20 protein-coding genes are annotated in these 18,381 nt (G+C 61.4%); 13 read left to right on the top strand and 7 right to left on the bottom strand.

The annotated features are described in order from the left end of the window. Positions 1–23 precede the first annotated feature (23 nt). The 3 genes from ACLIKD_RS06635 to ACLIKD_RS06625 are packed head-to-tail and all read left to right on the top strand — an operon-like array spanning position 24 to position 1,799. Complete coding sequence (locus ACLIKD_RS06635) at positions 24–422, top strand: hypothetical protein (protein ID WP_428827670.1); 399 nt, start codon at positions 24–26, stop codon at positions 420–422. 30 nt (positions 423–452) lie between these two features. Continuing rightward, positions 453–1,403 carry a diguanylate cyclase gene (locus tag ACLIKD_RS06630; RefSeq protein ID WP_428827669.1) on the top strand — a complete coding sequence of 317 codons (951 nt, stop codon included), beginning with the start codon at positions 453–455 and terminating at the stop codon, positions 1,401–1,403. 3 nt (positions 1,404–1,406) lie between these two features. After that, positions 1,407–1,799 carry a response regulator gene (locus tag ACLIKD_RS06625; protein WP_428827668.1) on the top strand — a complete coding sequence of 131 codons (393 nt, stop codon included), beginning with the start codon at positions 1,407–1,409 and terminating at the stop codon, positions 1,797–1,799. On the opposite strand, the gene gloB is transcribed toward ACLIKD_RS06625, so the two are convergent. Next, on the bottom strand, positions 1,796–2,578 hold the full coding sequence (gene gloB, locus ACLIKD_RS06620; RefSeq protein WP_428827667.1) for a hydroxyacylglutathione hydrolase: 783 nt from the start codon (positions 2,576–2,578) through the stop codon (positions 1,796–1,798). The genes ACLIKD_RS06625 and gloB overlap by 4 nt on opposite strands. A gap of 28 nt (positions 2,579–2,606) precedes the next feature. On the opposite strand from gloB, the gene ACLIKD_RS06615 reads away from it, so the two are divergent. Genes ACLIKD_RS06615 through ACLIKD_RS06590 form a run of 6 tightly spaced genes read left to right on the top strand, consistent with a single transcriptional unit; the run spans position 2,607 to position 7,232 of the window. Continuing rightward, positions 2,607–3,323: a class I SAM-dependent methyltransferase gene (locus ACLIKD_RS06615; RefSeq protein WP_428828384.1), complete on the top strand. Its 717-nt coding sequence runs from the start codon at positions 2,607–2,609 to the stop codon at positions 3,321–3,323. Continuing rightward, the gene (rnhA, locus tag ACLIKD_RS06610) at positions 3,313–3,771 is read left to right on the top strand and encodes a ribonuclease HI (RefSeq protein WP_226419511.1); all 459 of its coding nucleotides are present in this window, start codon (positions 3,313–3,315) and stop codon (positions 3,769–3,771) included. Before ACLIKD_RS06615 ends, rnhA begins: the two co-directional genes overlap by 11 nt. Then, positions 3,768–4,481 (top strand): DNA polymerase III subunit epsilon, encoded by a 714-nt coding sequence (gene dnaQ / locus ACLIKD_RS06605; protein ID WP_428827666.1) that lies wholly within the window; start codon positions 3,768–3,770, stop codon positions 4,479–4,481. The genes rnhA and dnaQ overlap by 4 nt, the downstream gene beginning before the upstream one ends. Before the next feature lie 6 nt (positions 4,482–4,487). Continuing rightward, positions 4,488–5,381 carry an esterase/lipase family protein gene (locus tag ACLIKD_RS06600; RefSeq protein WP_428827665.1) on the top strand — a complete coding sequence of 298 codons (894 nt, stop codon included), beginning with the start codon at positions 4,488–4,490 and terminating at the stop codon, positions 5,379–5,381. Then, positions 5,378–6,679, top strand: coding sequence for a M18 family aminopeptidase (locus ACLIKD_RS06595; RefSeq protein WP_428827664.1), 1,302 nt, complete (start codon positions 5,378–5,380; stop codon positions 6,677–6,679). The genes ACLIKD_RS06600 and ACLIKD_RS06595 overlap by 4 nt, the downstream gene beginning before the upstream one ends. A 4-nt stretch (positions 6,680–6,683) precedes the next feature. Next, positions 6,684–7,232 (top strand): methyltransferase family protein, encoded by a 549-nt coding sequence (locus tag ACLIKD_RS06590; RefSeq protein WP_428827663.1) that lies wholly within the window; start codon positions 6,684–6,686, stop codon positions 7,230–7,232. A 6-nt stretch (positions 7,233–7,238) separates the two neighbouring features. Here ACLIKD_RS06590 and ACLIKD_RS06585 read toward each other — a convergent pair whose 3' ends face one another. Together ACLIKD_RS06585 and ACLIKD_RS06580 are read right to left on the bottom strand one after the other, a co-directional pair. After that, positions 7,239–7,574 (bottom strand): hypothetical protein, encoded by a 336-nt coding sequence (locus ACLIKD_RS06585; protein WP_428827662.1) that lies wholly within the window; start codon positions 7,572–7,574, stop codon positions 7,239–7,241. Then, positions 7,571–8,233 (bottom strand): c-type cytochrome, encoded by a 663-nt coding sequence (locus ACLIKD_RS06580; RefSeq protein ID WP_428827661.1) that lies wholly within the window; start codon positions 8,231–8,233, stop codon positions 7,571–7,573. Before ACLIKD_RS06580 ends, ACLIKD_RS06585 begins: the two co-directional genes overlap by 4 nt. Before the next feature lie 86 nt (positions 8,234–8,319). Here ACLIKD_RS06580 and ACLIKD_RS06575 point away from each other — a divergent pair, with 86 nt between their 5' ends. Then, on the top strand, positions 8,320–9,579 hold the full coding sequence (locus ACLIKD_RS06575) for an ATP-binding protein (RefSeq protein WP_428827660.1): 1,260 nt from the start codon (positions 8,320–8,322) through the stop codon (positions 9,577–9,579). Then, positions 9,576–10,109 carry a response regulator transcription factor gene (locus ACLIKD_RS06570; protein ID WP_428827659.1) on the top strand — a complete coding sequence of 178 codons (534 nt, stop codon included), beginning with the start codon at positions 9,576–9,578 and terminating at the stop codon, positions 10,107–10,109. Before ACLIKD_RS06575 ends, ACLIKD_RS06570 begins: the two co-directional genes overlap by 4 nt. 7 nt (positions 10,110–10,116) lie before the next feature. Here the strand turns inward: ACLIKD_RS06570 and ACLIKD_RS06565 are convergent, their stop codons facing one another. From ACLIKD_RS06565 to ACLIKD_RS06550, 4 genes are all read right to left on the bottom strand, one after another. Then, positions 10,117–11,379 (bottom strand): putative Na+/H+ antiporter, encoded by a 1,263-nt coding sequence (locus ACLIKD_RS06565; RefSeq protein WP_428827658.1) that lies wholly within the window; start codon positions 11,377–11,379, stop codon positions 10,117–10,119. 133 nt (positions 11,380–11,512) lie between these two features. Then, entirely contained in the window at positions 11,513–11,989 is a 477-nt protein-coding gene (locus ACLIKD_RS06560) for a copper chaperone PCu(A)C (protein WP_428827657.1), read from the bottom strand. A 14-nt stretch (positions 11,990–12,003) separates the two neighbouring features. Further along, positions 12,004–12,606, bottom strand: a complete 603-nt coding sequence (locus tag ACLIKD_RS06555; protein ID WP_428827656.1) for an SCO family protein — start codon at positions 12,604–12,606, stop codon at positions 12,004–12,006. Position 12,607: 1 nt separating this feature from the next. Then, a complete protein-coding gene (locus ACLIKD_RS06550) occupies positions 12,608–13,078 on the bottom strand; it encodes a hypothetical protein (protein ID WP_428827655.1) in 471 nt (156 codons plus the stop codon). Positions 13,079–13,269: 191 nt separating this feature from the next. Here ACLIKD_RS06550 and nosZ point away from each other — a divergent pair, with 191 nt between their 5' ends. Together nosZ and ACLIKD_RS06540 are read left to right on the top strand one after the other, a co-directional pair. After that, the gene (gene nosZ, locus ACLIKD_RS06545; RefSeq protein ID WP_226419495.1) at positions 13,270–15,567 is read left to right on the top strand and encodes a Sec-dependent nitrous-oxide reductase; all 2,298 of its coding nucleotides are present in this window, start codon (positions 13,270–13,272) and stop codon (positions 15,565–15,567) included. A 199-nt stretch (positions 15,568–15,766) separates the two neighbouring features. After that, complete coding sequence (locus ACLIKD_RS06540) at positions 15,767–18,379, top strand: ATP-binding protein (protein ID WP_428827654.1); 2,613 nt, start codon at positions 15,767–15,769, stop codon at positions 18,377–18,379. The last annotated feature ends 2 nt before the right edge of the window (positions 18,380–18,381 follow it).

Here is an 18,381-nt window from a genome sequence, read left to right as displayed (position 1 = left end):
CCGCCGGGAAGGCGGCAATAACAATGATCTGGATCATCGAAGACATCAAGGACGCCCTTGCCCAGCTGAAGCGCTGGCAGACCTGGCTGGCGATCGGCCTGATCGTCCTGTTTGCCTGGCTGGCCTTTCTGGTCGGCAGCCACGCCTTGAAAACCGATTCGGTATTGCTGTTCATCCGGCACTCGGCCAGCACCTGCCGCGAAATGACCAATGGCGTGATCATTTTCTTGTTCTGCGGGATGATTTTTTTCCTGTTCCTGGCCCTGTTGACGCTCGGCGAACTGCAACGTTATGTTCAATTCAAGCAACGCCGCGCCTACCATCAGGCGCGCCAGACGCTGTTCTGGGGCATTGCCTGGGGCGTGACGGCGATCAGCATAGCCATCGCCGCACTGGTTTTCTTCAATACCTATTGCCGTTAGACTGCCTCAGCCTCCAGCCTGCGACCCACCATGAAAATCCTGATCGTCGAAGACAGCCGTTCCAACCTGCTGGTGCTTACCCAGTACGTTGAACAATTCGGCGCCATCGCCCTCGCTGCCGAGAATGGCGAAACGGCGGTCGAGATCTTCAGCCGCGAACAGCCGGACATGGTTTTGCTCGATGTAATTCTTCCCGACATCGACGGCTTCGCGGTCGCCCAGCGCATCCGGGCGATGGAGAAGCCGGGCGACTGGACGCCGATCATCTTCCTCTCATCGCTCGGCAAGGACGAAGATATCGAGAAGGGAATTTCAGCCGGCGGCGACGACTATCTGCACAAGCCGGTCAGCCAAGTCGTACTCAATGCCAAAATTCGCGCCATGCAGCGCATCATTCAGATGCGGACCTCGCTGGTCGTGCTCGCCCGCAAGCTCGACACCGCCAATCATGAACTGAAACGGCTTTCCGCCAGCGACGGATTGACCGGCATCGCCAATCGGCGTTTCTTCGACGAATACATCTCGCGCGAGTGGCGACGGGCCCGCCGTAGCGCCACCAGCATTGCCCTGCTGATGTGCGACGTCGACCACTTCAAGCTGTACAACGACACTTACGGCCACCAGGCGGGCGACGACTGCCTGCGCCAGGTGGCCAACGCCATTGCCACGAATCTGGAACGCGCCTCCGACATAGCCGCCCGCTACGGCGGCGAGGAATTCGCCGTTGTCCTGCCGGAAACGGCAATTGGCGGCACGCTCTTCGTCGCCGAGAAAATCCGGCACGCCATCCATCAGCTGAACATCCCGCACTCCGCCTCGCAACTTGGCAGGGTAACGCTGAGTATCGGTATCGCCGCCGCGACGCCGGACGCCGGCAACTCGGCCGAAGAACTGATCAAGGCTGCCGATCAGGCGCTCTATAAGGCCAAGGACGAGGGCCGCGACCGGGTATGCCGCTTTGACAAGCTGCCCAGCCCATGAAAAATGGCTAAGAAACTGATTTCCATACTGATCGTCGACGATAACGACATCATGCGAACCGTCCTGCGCAGCATAGTGCGCGGCGAAAAATACGAGGTCGTCGGCGAAGCCCGCAATGGCAATACCGCGGTCGAGATGGCCGAGCGCCTGAAACCGGACATCGTCTGTCTCGATGTCGTCATGCCCGAGAAGAGCGGCCTCGAAGCGCTCGGCGAGATCAAGGCGGCCCGTCCCGAAACCGAAGTCGTGATGATTACCGGCAACGCCCATCCGGACACCGTTCAGGAAGCGATCCTGAACGGCGCGGCCGGCTTCATCATCAAGCCGTTCAATGCGGCCCGGGTACTCGATGCCCTGGGAAAAGTGGCCGGACGGATCGGCCAGAGAACGACTTAGAAGCTGTTCCGCCAGCTCCGGATGGCCGCAAAGATTTCCGTTCTTGACGGAACTATAGCCGCCGTAGCGGTATTCTCAGCGAAGCCAGCGTGCCGCATCCCGGCCGCGATGACAGCCGCCTCAGCACAGCGCAGGAAGGGATTGGTCGCCTTTTCCTCGGCCAGGGTCGAGGGCACGCTCGGCAGACCGGCGGCCCGCTGCGCTGCAACCTTGCCGACCCGCTGCAACAGCGCTGAATTTTCCGGCTCGACGGCCAGCGCGAAGCGCAGATTCATCTCGGTGTATTCGTGGGCGCAGTAGATCAGTGTGTCGTCCGGCAAGGCCGCGATGCTGTCGAGCGATGCGGCCATCTGCGCCGGCGTGCCTTCGAACAGACGACCGCACCCGGCACCGAACAGGGTGTCGCCACAGAACAGCCGACCCGGTGCGTGGTAGGCGAGATGGCCCAGCGTATGGCCGGGAACCGCCATCACGCTGACCGGCTGCCCGAGCACCGCGATGCTTTCGCCACCGCGCAAGGGTCGGGTACAGCCTGTGATAGACTCGGCCTCCGGCGCAAAAACGTCGACCGGGAAGCGTTTTTTCAGCTCGGCGACGCCGCCCTGATGGTCGGCATGGTGATGCGTGATCAGGATGCCCTCCAGGCGTAGCCGATCGGCTTCCAGCCGGCGCAGCACCGGCCCGGCATCGCCGGGATCGACGACAAAAGCACGGTCGCCCCGGGTCAGCAGCCAGATGTAATTATCCTTGAAGGCGGGTATGAAGGAGACGTCAAACATGTCGGAACTATCAAGCCAGGAATGCCGGATGTCAATTCCCGGCTTCGATTCCTGGCTGGGTTCGGCGCAAGGGCGTTATGTAACGGACTGGGAGCAGCGCAAGCTGGACGAGGCCGTCGCCGACATTTTCGGTTTCAACGCCCTGCAGATCGGCATGCCGCAATACGATTTCCTGCGCGCCAACCGTATTCCGCTACGCCAGAAGACCGGAGAGTTCGGCGCCGTCGATGTATTGTCCGAGATGACCGCCCTGCCCTTCGCTTCGCACAGCACCGACCTGATCGTTCTGCCGCACGTGCTCGAGTTCAGCGCCGACCCGCACCAGATCCTGCGCGAGGTCGAACGCATCCTGATCCCCGAAGGCCAGGTCGTGATCGTCGGATTCAATCCCCTCTCGCTGTGGGGGCTGAAGCAAAAGCTCGATCGCTCCGGCGACTTTCCCTGGAATGGCAACTACCTCTCGATCACCCGCTTGGCCGACTGGCTGCAACTGCTCGGCTTCGAGGTCGACCGCGGCACGCTCGGCTGCTACGCGCCGCCGTTCATCCAGCAGAAATGGCTGCGCCGCTGGCATTTGATCGAATCAGCCGGCGAACGCTGGTGGAGTTTCTCCGGCGGTGTTTATCTGCTGCGGGCCATCAAGCGGGTCCATGGCATACGATTGATCACCCCCGATTGGCGAAAAAAAGCGGTGCGCGCCAAGGCGCTGCGCCCGGTTACACACAAGGAAGGCCATGGCCACTGAAGAGACTGTAGAGATTTACACCGATGGTGCCTGCCGGGGCAATCCCGGCCCGGGCGGTTGGGGGGCTGTGCTGCGCCTCGGCCAGAACGAAAAGGAATTGTGGGGCGGCGAGAAGGAAACCACCAACAACCGGATGGAACTGACGGCGGCGATCCGTGCCATCGAATCGCTCAAGCGCCCGGTCAATGCCAGGGTCTATACCGACTCGCAGTATGTGCTGAAAGGCATCAGCGAGTGGATCCACGGCTGGAAGCGCAACGGCTGGAAAACGGCGGACAAGAAACCGGTGAAGAATGCCGACCTGTGGCAACGCCTCGATCTCCAGGTAAAACAGCACAAGCTCGAATGGATCTGGGTCAAGGGCCATGCCGGCCACCCGGAGAACGAACGGGCCGACGCCTTGGCCAATCGCGGCATCGACGAATTGAAAAGCGGGAGAGCAGCATGAGACAGATCGTTCTCGACACCGAAACCACCGGTCTCGACCCGCGCTCCGGCCATCGCATCATCGAAGTGGCCTGCATCGAGATGATCAATCGCCGGCTGACCGGCCGCCACTTGCACAAATACACCAATCCCGAGCGCGAAATCGATGCAGGCGCCCAGGCGGTGCATGGCATTACGCTCGAATTTCTCGCCGACAAACCAAAGTTTGCCGACATCGCCGACGAGTTCCTCGAATTCATCAACGGCGCCGAGCTGATCATCCACAACGCGCCTTTTGACCTCGGTTTCCTGAATTCCGAACTGCGCCGCCTCGACCGCGTACCGGTCGAAACCATATGCAGCGGCGTCACCGACACCCTGAAGATGGCGAAGGAACTGCACCCGGGCAAGCGCAACAGCCTCGATGCCCTGTGCGACCGCTACGAAATCGACAACTCGGGCCGCACGCTGCACGGCGCGCTGCTCGACACCGAGCTGCTGGCCGATGTCTTCCTGGCCATGACGCGCGGCCAGAATAGCCTGATGATCGAACCGGATGCCGAAGTCCGCCCGCAGCTGGGCGCCGATGGCATCGCCCGCCAGCGCAAGCCGCTGATTGTCTGCCGTGCCGCGCCGGATGAAGTCGCCGAGCACGACCGCGTGCTGGCCGGCATCGACAAGGAATCGAAAGGCGCGTGCGTCTGGCTGCCCAAGCCCGACGCAGCGGCCTGAGCACGGATGGTTCCGCTCTCCCTGCTCATCTGGATTACGCTGGAAATCGCCGGCTACCTGGCCATCGGCCGTCTCTGGCTCGGCCTCGACTGGTCCGCCGCTGCTATCGGCGCCATCGGCGGCCTGCTCGGGCTGCGGGCCGGCATCATCGCCGTCACCTGGATATTCGGCATGGCCTATGCCTCGCCGGCCCTGCACCTGAACCTGGCGACCAAGGCCCGCATGATGTTTGGCGAATACCTCGCCTTTCTGTTCACCTTTATGCTGCTCATCCCCTTCGAGCGACTCTGGATGCCGGCCGACCGCTTGCCGACCGGTCGCCGCCCGATTCTGCTGGTCCATGGCTACGGCTGCAGCCGCGGCGTGTGGTGGCTGCTGCGCCGGCGCCTGGAAGCGGCCGGCCACACCGTCGCCACGCTCAGCCTGGTCCCGCCCTACACCAGCATCGGCAAGCTGGTGCCGCAACTGAATCAGCGTATCGAAGCAGTCTGCGCCGCCACCGGCAGCAAGCAAGTCACCCTGCTCGGCCACAGCATGGGCGGGCTGGTCTGTCGCTCCTATCTGGCCCGCCACGGCATCACCCGGGTCGACCGGCTGATCACGCTGGCCACGCCGCACGCCGGCTCCGCACTCGCCCGCCTCGGCATCGGCCAGAACGCGCGGGAAATGGAGCCCGATTCGTTATGGCTACGCGACATGTCCAGCGAAAAACTGCAAATACCGGCCGTCAGCCTGCGCAACCCCTATGACAATTTCGCCATGCCGCAGGACAACCAGCGCCTGCCCGGCGCCAAGGACGTCGAGTTGCCGCCGGTCGGCCACCTGGCCATGCTTTACGATGGAAAAATCGCCGACATCGTGCTAAAAGCATATCGCGACGAACGAAAAACCATGCCATGACCATATCCGACTCAACGCGCGCCCGGGCCACCGACCTGCTCGCTTTCATCGATGCCAGCCCCAGCCCCTGGCATGCCGTCCAGACCTGCGAAACCCGCCTGCAAGCAGCCGGTTTTGCGCATTTGCTCGAAGTCGACCGGTGGTCTCTGCAAGCCGGCGGCCGTTACTACGCCATCCGCGGTGGTTCTTCGATCATCGCCTTCATCATCGGCGCCCAGCCGGCGGCCGAGACCGGTCTGCGCCTGATCGGCGCGCATACCGATTCGCCCGGCCTGCGCCTCAAGCCAAAACCGGGCGAAGATGCGCAGGGCATGGTGCGCCTCGGCGTCGAGGTTTACGGCGGACCGCTCCTGGCCACCTTCGCCGACCGCGATCTGTCGCTGGCTGGCCGGGTTAATATCCGCACACCCGGCGGTTTCACCACCCGCTTGCTCCGCTTCGATGAACCGCTGCTCCGCCTGCCCAACCTGGCCATCCACATGAACCGCGAGGTCAATGAGAACGGCCTCAAGTTCAACAAGCAAACCGAACTGCCCCTGCTGCTCGGCGTTTCCGATGAGTCCGGTGCCGAGACCCGCTTCCGCCAGCCGATTGCCGAGGCACTCGGCGTCGCTGCGGCCGATCTGCTGAGCTGGGAGCTGAATGCCTACGACACCCAGAAAGGCAGCTTCTGGGGTGTCGACCGCGAATTCATTGCCGACAGCCAGCTCGACAATCTGGCCTCCTGCCACGCTGCGTTAAGCGCCCTGCTGGCCACCGCCAATCCACCGGCCACCTGCCTGTGCGCCTTTTTCGATCACGAGGAAGTGGGCAGCGAAAGTGCCGTCGGGGCGGGCGGCAGCTTCGTCGCCGATGTCATCGGCCGGCTCGCCGCCAGTGCTGGACTGGATAGCGAAGACCACCGCCGGATGCTGGCCCGCAGCTTTTTCATCAGCGCCGACATGGCGCACGCCTGGCACCCCAATTTTCCGGCCGCCTACGAACCCGGCCACCGCGTTACCGTCAATGCCGGCCCGGTCATCAAATGCAATGCCAACCAGCGCTACAGCACCGACGCCGACACGGCGGCGCGCTTCATGGCGATCTGCGAGAAAGCCGGGGTACCCTGGCAGCAATATGCCCACCGTACCGATCTTGGCTGCGGCAGCACGATCGGCCCGATCGTCGCGGCGCGCCTGGGTATTGCCAGCGTCGACGTCGGCTCGCCGATGTGGGCCATGCACAGCATCCGCGAAAGCGCCGGGGTCCTCGACCATACCTACATGACCGCCGCGCTCGGCGCGGCTTTTTCAGGCTGAGATCATGCTGGACATACTCGCTTTTATCTTTGGCTCGGCGATTGTCTTGTGGCTTTCCCGCAAATCGATTGTCCAACCCGGGCGCCATGGCTTCTATCGCTTTTTCGTTTGGGAAGCGATTCTCGGGCTGCTCGTCCTCAACCACGGGGTCTGGGGTACCGAGCCTTATTCGCCGCACCAGTTCACCTCCTGGCTGCTGATGCTGCTCAGTATTTTTCTCGTCCAGCAGGGCTTGAGCCGCCTGCGCAAACTCGGCAAGGCCAGCGAACAACGCGAAGACCAGACGCTGTATACGTTCGAGAAGACGACCACGCTGGTCACCAGCGGCATCTACAAATACATCCGCCACCCGATGTACGCCTCGCTGCTGGCGCTCACCTGGGGCGCCTATTTCCAGGACCCCTCATGGCTCGGCACGAGCATCGCCGTCCTTTGCTCGTATTTCCTCGTGCTGACCGCCAAGGCCGACGAACAGGAATGCCTGAACTATTTCGGCCCGGCCTACGCTGACTACATGCAGCAGACCAGGCGCTTCATTCCCGGCCTGTTTTAACCAACCTCAGTCAGCCGGGAGCTTGGTTCCCATCATCTCGTTACAGGTTCCCCGGCCAAAGACCTCGGCCTTCTTCGGACTGGAAATCTGCGGCTCGGCGTAGATCCGGCGGATGATGTGGTTGGTGATCCGCGCCCCGTCACTGCCATCTTCGTCGAACAGCTTCATCGGCCGGCCTTTATCGCGATTGTAGAAAGCCTGCAGCGCATGATCGCGCACCCGTTCGCAAAAGCGGATGCGCTGGGCATCCGGCATGCTGTCATCGATCGGTCCGGCGTGGCCATGGGCCAAGGCAGTCTGCATGACAACAACGCCAAGCATGGCGACAATCAGGTGTTTCATTCCTGCGGCTCCTGGAGTGCGGTCAGATAGGCAAGGATGTCCTGAATTTCAGCCGGCTTCAAGCCATTCAGCACGCCAACCACGCCCTCCTCGTCATGTGGCCGGTCGCCCTTCAGATAGAGACCGACCTGGCGTTTCAAATAGCTGGTGTATTGGCCAACCAGCATCGGGAACATGCCGCGCCCCTTGCCGGTCTTGGCATGGCAGGCGACGCACTGCTTCTGGTAGATTTTGCCGCCATTCTCGATATCGCCTTCGGCCCGCGGAATGATCATCACTTTATCGACCATCAGTAAACGGGTCAGCGCATCCTCATTACCAACGAAGTTCGGCATCCGGGTCGGCAATTCGACCCCGGCCAGGTAAGCCGCGACGTCCTTGATGTCGTCGTCCGACAGCTCGCGTTCCTGGGTATAGGGAAACATCGGAATATTCAGCCGCGTCCGCGCCCGGAAACTGTTCAGCTGATTCTCGAGATATTTCACCCGTTGGCCGGCGATGCGCGGGTATTCGCCCTTCTTGCCACCCTGGCCGAATTCACCGTGGCATGCCGCGCAGGTGCCGTTGATTTCCTTGCCTTTGTCGAGGTCGACCGCGCCGACCGGGCCGGCGAACAAGACGGCAAGCAACGCCAGGGGAATGAAAGTACGTAGCAGCATGCAATGGAATCCCAGAAAGACCTGCGGCGAATTGTCACACCGACCAGGCAAGTTTTAATTGACACAAATCACGCATAATTGCGCCCATGCCATTTATTTCCAGCACCGCTAACGGCCTCGACCATCTGGCCAACCTGCGCCGTCTGGTTGCCAGTCGCTGGGCCGTGCTGGCCATCGTCACGCTGCTCGTGCTATTTGTTCCCGGCGCCCTCGACATTCCGCTGCCGCAGAGCCCGCTACTTGGCATCATCGGTGTCGCCGCTCTGTTCAACGGCCTGGTCCAGTGGCGGCTCAGGCTGGCCAGCAGCGCGACCAGTCACGAACTGCTCAGCCAGCTGCTGGTCGACATCGCCTCGCTCGGCGCCCTGGTTTTTTTCAGCGGCGGAGCCACCAACCCGCTGGTTTCGCTACTCCTGCCACCGGTCGCCATCGCTGCGCTGACCTTGCCGGCGCGTAGCGTTTTCGCCGTATGCAGCATTGCCATTACGGCCTATTCGCTGCTGATGGTTTACTACGTCCCGATGCCGATGCCGGACGCCAACCGTGCCACCCGGTTGCACCTGATCGGCATGTGGCTGACCTTTGCCGTTTCGGCGGCGATGATCGCCGTCTTCGCGGTTCGCATGACGCGCCTGATTCGCCAACGCGATGCCGAATTGGCGGCGGCCCGCGAACAGGCCCTGCGCGATGAAAGGGTAATGGCGATGGGCACGCTGGCCGCCGGCGCCGCCCACGAACTCGGCACGCCACTCGCCACCATGGCGCTGCTCACCGGCGAACTGGCCAACGATCCGACGCTCAATGCAGCAACTCGCGAAGACATCGCACTGCTCCGCCAGCAAATCGGCGTCTGCAAGGAAATCATCACCGGCCTGTCCCGGCGGGCCGGCGCCGAGCGCCTGGAAAACACCGCCAGCCAACCTGCCGACCGCTGGCTCGACGGGGTACGCCAGCATTGGCACGCCGCCCGTCCGCAGTCGGGCAGCCGGCTGATCATCGGTAGCGACGGCCCCGCACCGCTCATCGTCGCCGACCCGCGGCTCGAGCAGGCCGTGCTCAACCTGCTGAACAACGCCGCCAACGCCACCCCAACCCCGCTTGAAATCCGTCTCAGCTGGTGCAGCCAGAACCTGTGCATCGAGATTCGCGATCACGGCCCGGGCTTTCCGCCCGCCGTACTCGAGCACGGAGGCCATAACAGCTTCCCGGCCCATACCGGCGGCAGCGGCGTCGGCCTGCTGCTGACCAGCACGGCCATTGAGCAACTGGGCGGCCAGTTGACCCTGATCAACCCCGACGATGGCGGCGCCCTCGCCCGCATCGAACTACCGCGGACAAGCCAATGAACGAAATGACCCTGGTCATCGATGATGACCCCAGCTTCAATGCCATCCTGATTCGCACGCTGGAACGACGCGGCCACCCGGCGTGCGGTGCCTTCGACGTCGTTTCGGCCCGCGAACTGGCCCGCCAGACCGGTGCCGGCCAGGTCGTCCTCGATCTCAATTTGAACGGCAGTTCCGGACTGGCACTGATTCCCGAACTGCTGGCCATCAACCCGGATTGCCGCATCGTCGTGCTAACCGGCTATGCCAGCATTGCCACCGCCGTCGACGCCGTCAAGCTGGGCGCCGTGCAATATCTGGCTAAACCGGTCGAGATCGAGGCCATCCTCGCCGCCTTCGAAGACAGCGATGGACCGGATCTCGATCTGCCGGCATCGGATGAGCCGCTATCGGTCGACCGTCTGGAGTGGGAACATATCCAGCGCGTTCTCAACGAGAACGAAGGCAACATTTCCGCCACCGCCCGCGCCCTGAAGATGCATCGCCGCACACTGCAGCGCAAGCTGTCGAAGCGGCCGGTCAGAACCTGAGTTCGCGTTACAGCAGCAGAAATCCGAGTATGGCAATGCCGGTCGGAGCGAGCGCCCCGAGGAAAAGTCCGAGCGGACTGATCGACTGATCGGCAAAGCCGGATTTGAGAATCGCCACCCCGGCAGGATTCGGCGCATTGGCGATGATGGTCAGTCCACCGCCGGTTACTGCCCCGGCAACAATCGCGTATTTGAATTCAGCCGAAACACCGTCGACCAGCGATGCCAGATAGGTCAGCGCGGCATTGTCGGTAATCGCCGTCAAGCCGATAGCAAGGAAATACAGAAGCGTTGGCTCGACCCCCATCAGGGTCGGCTGCAACCACCACTGCTGCAAGCCGCCGAGGACGACCAGGCCGGCCAGGAAGAAGGCGACCAGCAGTCCCTCGCGGAGAATCAGCTTGTCCTGATAGCGTTCGTAGGCCTCGGTGTAACCGATAAAGAACAGGAAGAGCCCCATGAAGATCGCCGGGTGATGGGCAAACACCACCACCCCGACCAGGAAGGCGAGATGAATGAGGATCACCACGACAGGCACGCCAGCCTCCGTTTCGACCACATCGTCGCGACGTCCGGTGGCCAGCTCATGGCGAAACAAGCCGGTCAGCAGCGCCGCGTTGACCAGGACCACGATGGCAGCCTTCCAGCCAAAAGTGGACAGCATGAACACACTGTTCCATTCCCACTTGGCGGCCACCATCAAGACGGGGGGAGCGCCGAAACTGGTCAGCGTGCCGCCGATCGAAACATTGACGAAGAGGACGCCGAGCGCAGCATATTGCAGGCGTCGCGACAGCCCGTGCCGGAAGTAGCCATCGCGCAACATCAACGCCGCCAGGGTCATCGCCGCCGGTTCGGTAATGAAGGAGCCAAGCAACGGGACGGCGGACAGGCAAAGAAAGAAAACGCCCAGAGAACGTTGAAATGGCAACAGGCGGGCCAGAGCACGGACCGTCGCATCGCCGAATTCGAGAATCGGACGGCTGGCAGCGACCACCATGATGACAAAGACGAACAGCGGCTCGGTGAAATTCCGGCTCTCCATGTAATCGACGGCATCCGCCTTGCCGGTCAGCACGAAAAGCGTCACCACGAGCACGAAAGCCCAGAAACCGAACACCACCTCGACTTCCGACAGAAGATGCCACAGCCCGGCATGTCTCGACTGGAGATGCGCCAATCGAGCGAAAAAACTGGTCGAAAAGGTGTGCCCGACGGCAAGGGCAAAAACAATTGCCGCGACTACTTCGGGAGAACTGACAGCGTCCATGAATCTGAGCGATACGGCCGGGAACGTTGGGCCGCCAGACTAGCACAGACGCTACGGGAAGCTGTTGGCCGGAACGGCCCGACTCGCTCGCCAACCACTACTATTGGGGTTGACGAGCGAAGACCAGCCAATTTCAGTGTTTGTGTTCCATCATCGGCATGGGGGCAGGGGCTGGTGCGGCCATCGGTCGGACAACCTTGGCATCAACCTGCTTGGTGCTGCCGTCATCAAGCGTCAACGTGATCGGCACGACATCGCCTTCCTTCATCGGCGCCTTGAGGTCGATCATCATCACATGCAGGCCGCCCGGCTTGAGCACGGCCTCACCCTTGGCCTTGACCTCGATCGCTGCCACCGGACGCATTTTCATGACACCGCCCTCGTTCAGGTGGGTGTGCAACTCGGTGACCCGGGAAACCGGATTGTCGGCCTTCAGCACCTTCACATCCTTGTCGCCGCCGTTCCGGATCACCATGAAGGCACCGGTGGCTGGCGCGTTGGGCGGTGCCAGGCGAACGTAGGGGTCCTGCACGGTCAGCTGGTCGGCTGCCCCGGCCAGCACCCCGGTAGCCAGCGTCAGGCCTGTGATTAGCATCGATAGTTTTTTCATCGTCAATCTCTCTTTCACGGTTGATTCAAACGTTTGCGAATTTCCGCCGCCACCTGATCGGGTGGCGAGGCATGGCTGATTTTGCTGAGCAAGCGACCGTCCGGCCCGACGACATAGGTATCGGAAGTGTGGTCGACAACATAACCGTCACCGGCCGTTTCGACCTTTTGTCGAGCATAGAAAACACCGTAACGTTTAGCGATTTCGGCCAGACTCTCAGGCGTACCGGTCACGCCGACGATATTCGGATGAAAGAACTCGACGTAATCCTTGAGCCGCGCCGGCGAATCGCGCTCGGGATCGACCGAGATGAAGAGCATTGCCACCCGGGTCAGCTCTTCGGCAGTCAGTTGTTTCAATCCGTCGGCGGTTGCCGCCAGTGCCGTCGGACAGATATCCGGACAATAGGTGTAACCAAAATAGACCAGTACGACCTTGCCGCGATAATCCTTCAGCGAAACCGGACCAGTCGACGACTGCAGCGTGAAATCGCCACCCGGCGGCAAGGCCGCCATCGGCAACGGGCGCTCGGGCAGTTCAGGCGACCAGAAAAATGCCAGACCAAGAACCAGTGCGGCAAGCAGACCGGCGATGGCGATCAGAATGCGTTCGGACATGTTATTGGTGGCTCCCCGAAGTAAACCGGAATGGAATGGCCAGACGTTCGCTACCGGTTTCAAGCAGCACCGTTGCCTGCCATTCCATCTGGCCGGTAATGCACACCGGCAGCGTTGCTTCGGCGACAAATCGGCCATCGCCGCGGGCCGCCAATTGCGGCCGGTTGTAACCCATATTCATGTTTAGGCCGGTGAAATCGATCTCGACCCGTGACGGGCTGAAACCATTGGCCGTGACCTGAACCGCAAAGGGTTTGACCATCGGGATCGGATGCGTCCCCATCGACAACTCGATCTGCCCACCATTGGGCAGGGCAACGGCACATGCCTGACGCTGCAAATCACAGGCCGGATCGGGCTGCACCGTGACATCGGCCTTGGGCAACAACATTGGCGACAACTTGTAGCCAACCACGACAACCAGGGCAATCAGCAGAATGCCGATCAGGTCTATCAGTATTTTTTTGCTCACCAGAACGCTTCTTTTCCTTGGGCTGCCGAACTTAACGCATTTTCCCCGAACGAGTGTCCACGGAATTAACCAACATCAATTTTTTCATACTCTAGGGGTAATACAGTGTGCGACAAATTGCCGCAGGGAGTATTCTGCCCGCGGCAATAGGGGTAGGAAGTTCAACTTCTCGATTCATGGGAGAGATTCAAATGAAAAAATTTGCAGTCAAATCGACTCTGCTGGCGGTTGCGGCGGGGATCGGCTTCGGCGCAGCCACGTCGGCATGGGCAGCCGAGTCGCTGCAGGACGTGATGAAGCGCCGTGGCCTGAGCCAGCAGGATCTGCTGGCGGCGTCCAAGACCTACGTCCCGACCGGCAAGCGTGACGATTTCGTCGCCTTCAGCTCGGGCGGCCAGTCTGGCCAGGTCATCGTCTACGGCATTCCGTCGATGCGCATCCTCAAGTACATCGGCGTCTTCACGCCGGAACCGTGGCAGGGTTATGGCTTCGATGAAGAATCGAAGGCCGTGCTGCGCCAGGGCAATATCGACGGCAAGGAAATCAACTGGGGCGATACGCACCACCCGGCCATTTCCGAAACCCAGGGCAAGTACGACGGTCAGTTCCTGTTCATCAACGACAAGGCCAATCCGCGCCTCGCCGTGATCGACCTGCGCGACTTCGAGACCAAGCAGATCGTGGTCAATCCGATCTTCAAGTCCGAGCATGGTGGCGCTTTCGTTACCCCGAACACCGATTACATCATCGAAGCCGCCCAGTACGCTTCGCCGCTCGAGAACAAGAAGTTCTTCCCGCTCGAAGAGTTCAACGAGAAGTATCGCGGCGGCATCACCTACTGGAAGTTCGATCGCAAGGAAGGCCGCATCGACGTGAAGAATTCCTTCTCGCTCGAACTGCCGCCCTACTCGCAGGATTTGTCGGATGCCGGTAAAGGCCCGTCCGATGGCTGGTCGTTCACCAACTCGTTCTGTTCCGAGCGTTACGTCGGCGGCATCGAGAAGGGTCGTCCGCCGTATGAAGCCGGTTGCTCCGCCAAGGACACCGACTATCTGCACGTGATCAACTGGAAGAAGGCGGCCGAACTGGTCGCTGCCGGCAAGGCCAAGAAGATCAACGGCCACAATGTGCTGATGATGGAAACGGCCATCAAGGAAGGCATCCTCTTCCTGATTCCGGAACCGAAGTCGCCGCACGGCGTCGACGTCACCCCGGACGGCAAGTTCCTGACCGTCGCCGGCAAGCTCGACACCCACGTCTCGGTTTATTCCTTCGAGAAGATCCAGGCCGCGATCAAGGCCAACAAGTTCGAATCCAAGGATCCGTACGGCATTCCGGTGATCGGCATGAAGGATGCGCTGCATACCCAGGTCCAGCTCGGCCTCGGCCCGCTGCACACCCAGTACGACAGCAAGCCCTGTATCGCCTACACCTCGCTCTATGTCGATTCGCAAGTCGTCAAATGGAATCACTGTGACGGCAAGGTGCTCGACAAGATCTCCGTGCATTACAACATCGGTCACCTGATGACCATGGAAGGTGACTCGGCCGATCCGAAGGGGCGCTATCTGGTGGCGCTGAACAAGCTGTCGATCGATCGTTTCAACCCGGTTGGCCCGCTGCATCCGCAGAACCACCAGTTGATCGACATCAGCAACGACAAGATGCAACTGCTCTACGACATGCCATTGCCGTTGGGTGAGCCGCACTACGTCGTCGCCATCGAAGCGGCCAAGCTGAAGCCGGGCGTTCGTTACAAGGTCGGCACCAACAGCCGTACCGACAAGCCGAATCCGGGCGCGGTCCGGGCCGGTGAGGAACATACCGACAAGAAGGGCAACAAGATCGAAGTCTTCGGTACGCTGATCCGTTCGCACATCACCCCGGAAACGATCGAGGCTGAAGTGGGCGACGAAATCACCGTCCATTTGACCAACCTCGAACGGGCCCAGGACGAAACCCACGGTTTCGCGGTATCGACCTACAACGTCCATGCTTCCATCGAGCCGGGCAAGACGGTGACCGTCAAGTTCAAGGCCGACAAGGAAGGCGTCTATCCGTACTACTGCACCGAGTTCTGTTCCGCGCTCCACCTTGAAATGCAGGGTTACCTGCTGGTCAAGCCGAAGGGTTGGAAGCCGGGCAAGACGCAGGAAAGCGCCAAGGCCAACTACACCGAAGCCGACTATAAGGCGACGGTGAAGAAGGTGGTGGATACCCAGGTCGTCATCGATTCCGTGGTCGGCTACATCACCAGCGTGAATTACAAGGACTTCCCGGATGTCGTGGCGATGGTCGAAGATGCAACCGATCAGCTCAACCGCATGAAGGAAGCCAAGACCAAGCACGAAGCCGCTGCTGCCAAGAAGGATTGGGACCAGGCCAATCTGTGGGCCGAGCAAGTCTGGCAATACCAGGTCAAAGCCGCCGACATCGGTCTGCGTGCCAAAACCTATCTCGAACAGAACGGCGCCAAGAAGGTCAAGTAAAACATCCTGAGGTTTCGGGATTGAAAGGGGGCAGAGAAATCTGCCCCCTTTTTTGTTTTGTTCGCCCGCTGGACATACACTGCGCGGAATCTCGCTTTCAGGGCTAACCTCGCATACTCCGGCCAGCCAGTTGGCGTCCATTTCCGGCACCGTTCATGGTTGCCAAAAAACAGCGCAGTGAAGGTATTCAGTAGCAGACATGCCATCAACCCATCCTTTCTCGCCCCGGTGGCCGGGCGCCAAAATCGTCCTTCTGGCGACCCTCGTCTGGACGCTGTTGGTTCTCGCCTCCCTGCTCACCCAGCGCGAGCAATTGAACCGGACTGCCAGCGCCCTGGCGCGCATCGATGCCGTCGCCAATCTGAAGAAGGACATGTCCATTCGCAAATGGGCCTCCGATGTCGGTGGCGTCTTCATCCGCGAAGAAAAAATACCTCCCGTCAACTCGCTGGAAGAAGAGGAGCGGGTAACCGTCCTGCGCAGCAACGGCGAAACCATCCGTTTGGTGACCGTAACGCCGATTCATCTGCTGCTCGCCATCCAGGAAGCAGCCAATCAGGGCGTACCGGGGAGCCGCGAGCGCCTGACCTCGAAGCAGTTGCGCAACATGGACAATGCGCCGGACGACTGGGAGGCCAAGGCGCTGGATGCCCTCGAAAAAGGCGGCGACATGGTCGCCGAAGTGCTGCCGAAGAAAGGCGCGCACGGCCTGATGCGAGCAATGATTCCGATGCGCATGGAGAAGGAATGCCTGGAGTGCCACCGGGACACGCTGGTTCCGGTCGGCGGCCTGCGCGGCGGAGCAACCATCTCGATCAATCTGAATGCCTACCGGACCGCCCAGGAGCCGACCTGGCGGGCGATCCAGTACTGGCACCTGGGCATCTGGATCCTTGGACTGGCGGCGATGTTTACCTTCGCCTACTTCGCCCGCCACCGCAGTATCGAAAAGCTGCGCAGCGAGGAAGCCCGCCGCGAAAATGAAATGGCTTTCGCGGCGATGGCCGAGGGCGCCATCATCACCGACCCGAGCGGCACGATCCTCTGGGTCAATGATGCCTTCTGCCGCATTTCCGGCTATGCGCGGGACGAGGTGATCAACCGGAACCCCCGCCTGCTGAAGTCGGGCGTGCACGACGCCGACTTTTACCGGAAGCTCTGGGAGCAGCTCACCCGCGTCGGCCACTGGCGGGGCGAACTGTGGAACCGGCGCAAGACCGGGGACGTCTTCCCCGAGGAAATATCGATCCAGGCCTTGACGGGACCGGACGGCCGGATACGCCGCTTCATCTCGATCTTTTCCGACATCACCGAACGCAAGCGCAACGAACAGGAATTGCAGGAGTACCGCGAACACCTGGAAGACCTGGTTCGTCAGCGGACCGAGGAATTGACCGAAGCACGCGACGAAGCGGAGGCGGCGAACCGTTCCAAGACCACTTTCCTGGCCAACATGAGCCATGAATTGCGCACACCGCTGAATGCCGTCATCGGCTTTTCGCAACTGATGGGCAAGGACCCGGTTCTCGACCCGGCACAGCGCCGCAACATCGAGATCATCAACAACTCCGGCAATCATCTGCTGACGCTGATCAACGATATTCTGGAGTTATCGAAGATCGAGTCCGGCAAGATGGAAATGTCCGCCGAAGACATTGATCTTGCCGGGCTGCTCGAGGAGATCGTCGGCATGATGCGTCTGCGGGCCGAACAGGGCGGCCTGGCATTGAAGCTGGAGATGTCCGACCTGCCGCCATCGGTCGTGCTCGACCCGGTGATGCTGCGCCAGATCCTGCTCAACCTGCTGTCGAATGCCGTCAAATTCACGCCAGCCGGCTCGGTCACACTAAGTGTTGCCGCGGCTGATGCCGGAAATGGCGAGATACGGCTGTCCTTCCGCGTGATCGATACCGGGATCGGCATCCGCGCCGAAGACCATGCGCGAATTTTTGCCTCGTTCGAGCAGGTCGGCGCCTCGCATCAAGGCGGCACAGGTCTCGGGCTGACCATCAGCCAGCAGTATGTCGAGATGATGGGCGGTGAACTGACGCTCGAATCCGAACCGGGCAAAGGCGCCACCTTCCGCTTTGCGATTACCGTACCCGGCGGCCAATCGGGGAGCGCCAAACCCGCCCGGGGGCGCGTCTCGGGGGTCGAGCCGGCCGATCACCAGCGGCGGATTCTGGTGGTCGACGACATGCCGGAGGCGCGGCTGCTCGTCAGATCGCTGCTCGAGCCGCTCGGTTTCGTGGTCAGCGAGGCAAGCAGTGCGGCAGCCGCCGAGGCGGCGATCGCAACGGCGGCGCCGGACCTCGTATTCATGGACTGGTTCTTGCCCGACGGCAATGGCCTGGAGATCATCGCCCGGGTGCGGCAAGGCAAAACGGGCAACCAGCCGTGCCTCGTCATGCTGACCGCCAACGCGATGAAAGAGAGCCGGCAGGCAGCCCTGCTCGCCGGCGCCGATGACTTTCTCAGCAAACCCTTCGAAGAAGAGGCGCTGTTCCGGATTCTGGAAAAACATCTCGCGCTACGCTTGATTCGCGCCCCGCTGCCGACGCCGGAGGCATCGCCCTGCTCCGCCGGCGCCGTGCGAAAGATCAGCGCCGAAGATCTCGCCGGGTTGCGCAGCGAAACACGCGCCAGCCTGGCGCAGGCCGCCGTCTCGCTGAACCCGGAAAAGATCGCCGCGGCCTTGCGCAGGGTGGCGGAGGAGAATCCGGAACTGGCCGAAAATCTTGGCGAATTTGCCAACACCCGCCAATATCAAGCCTTGTGGCAGGTACTGGGCATTCTCGACGCAGAGGAATAGAC

Origin of the sequence: Azonexus sp. IMCC34842 (assembly GCF_050368855.1) — a bacterium.
Taxonomy (GTDB): domain Bacteria; phylum Pseudomonadota; class Gammaproteobacteria; order Burkholderiales; family Rhodocyclaceae; genus Azonexus; species Azonexus denitrificans_A.
This window is presented reverse-complemented; position numbering and strand designations above follow the sequence as displayed.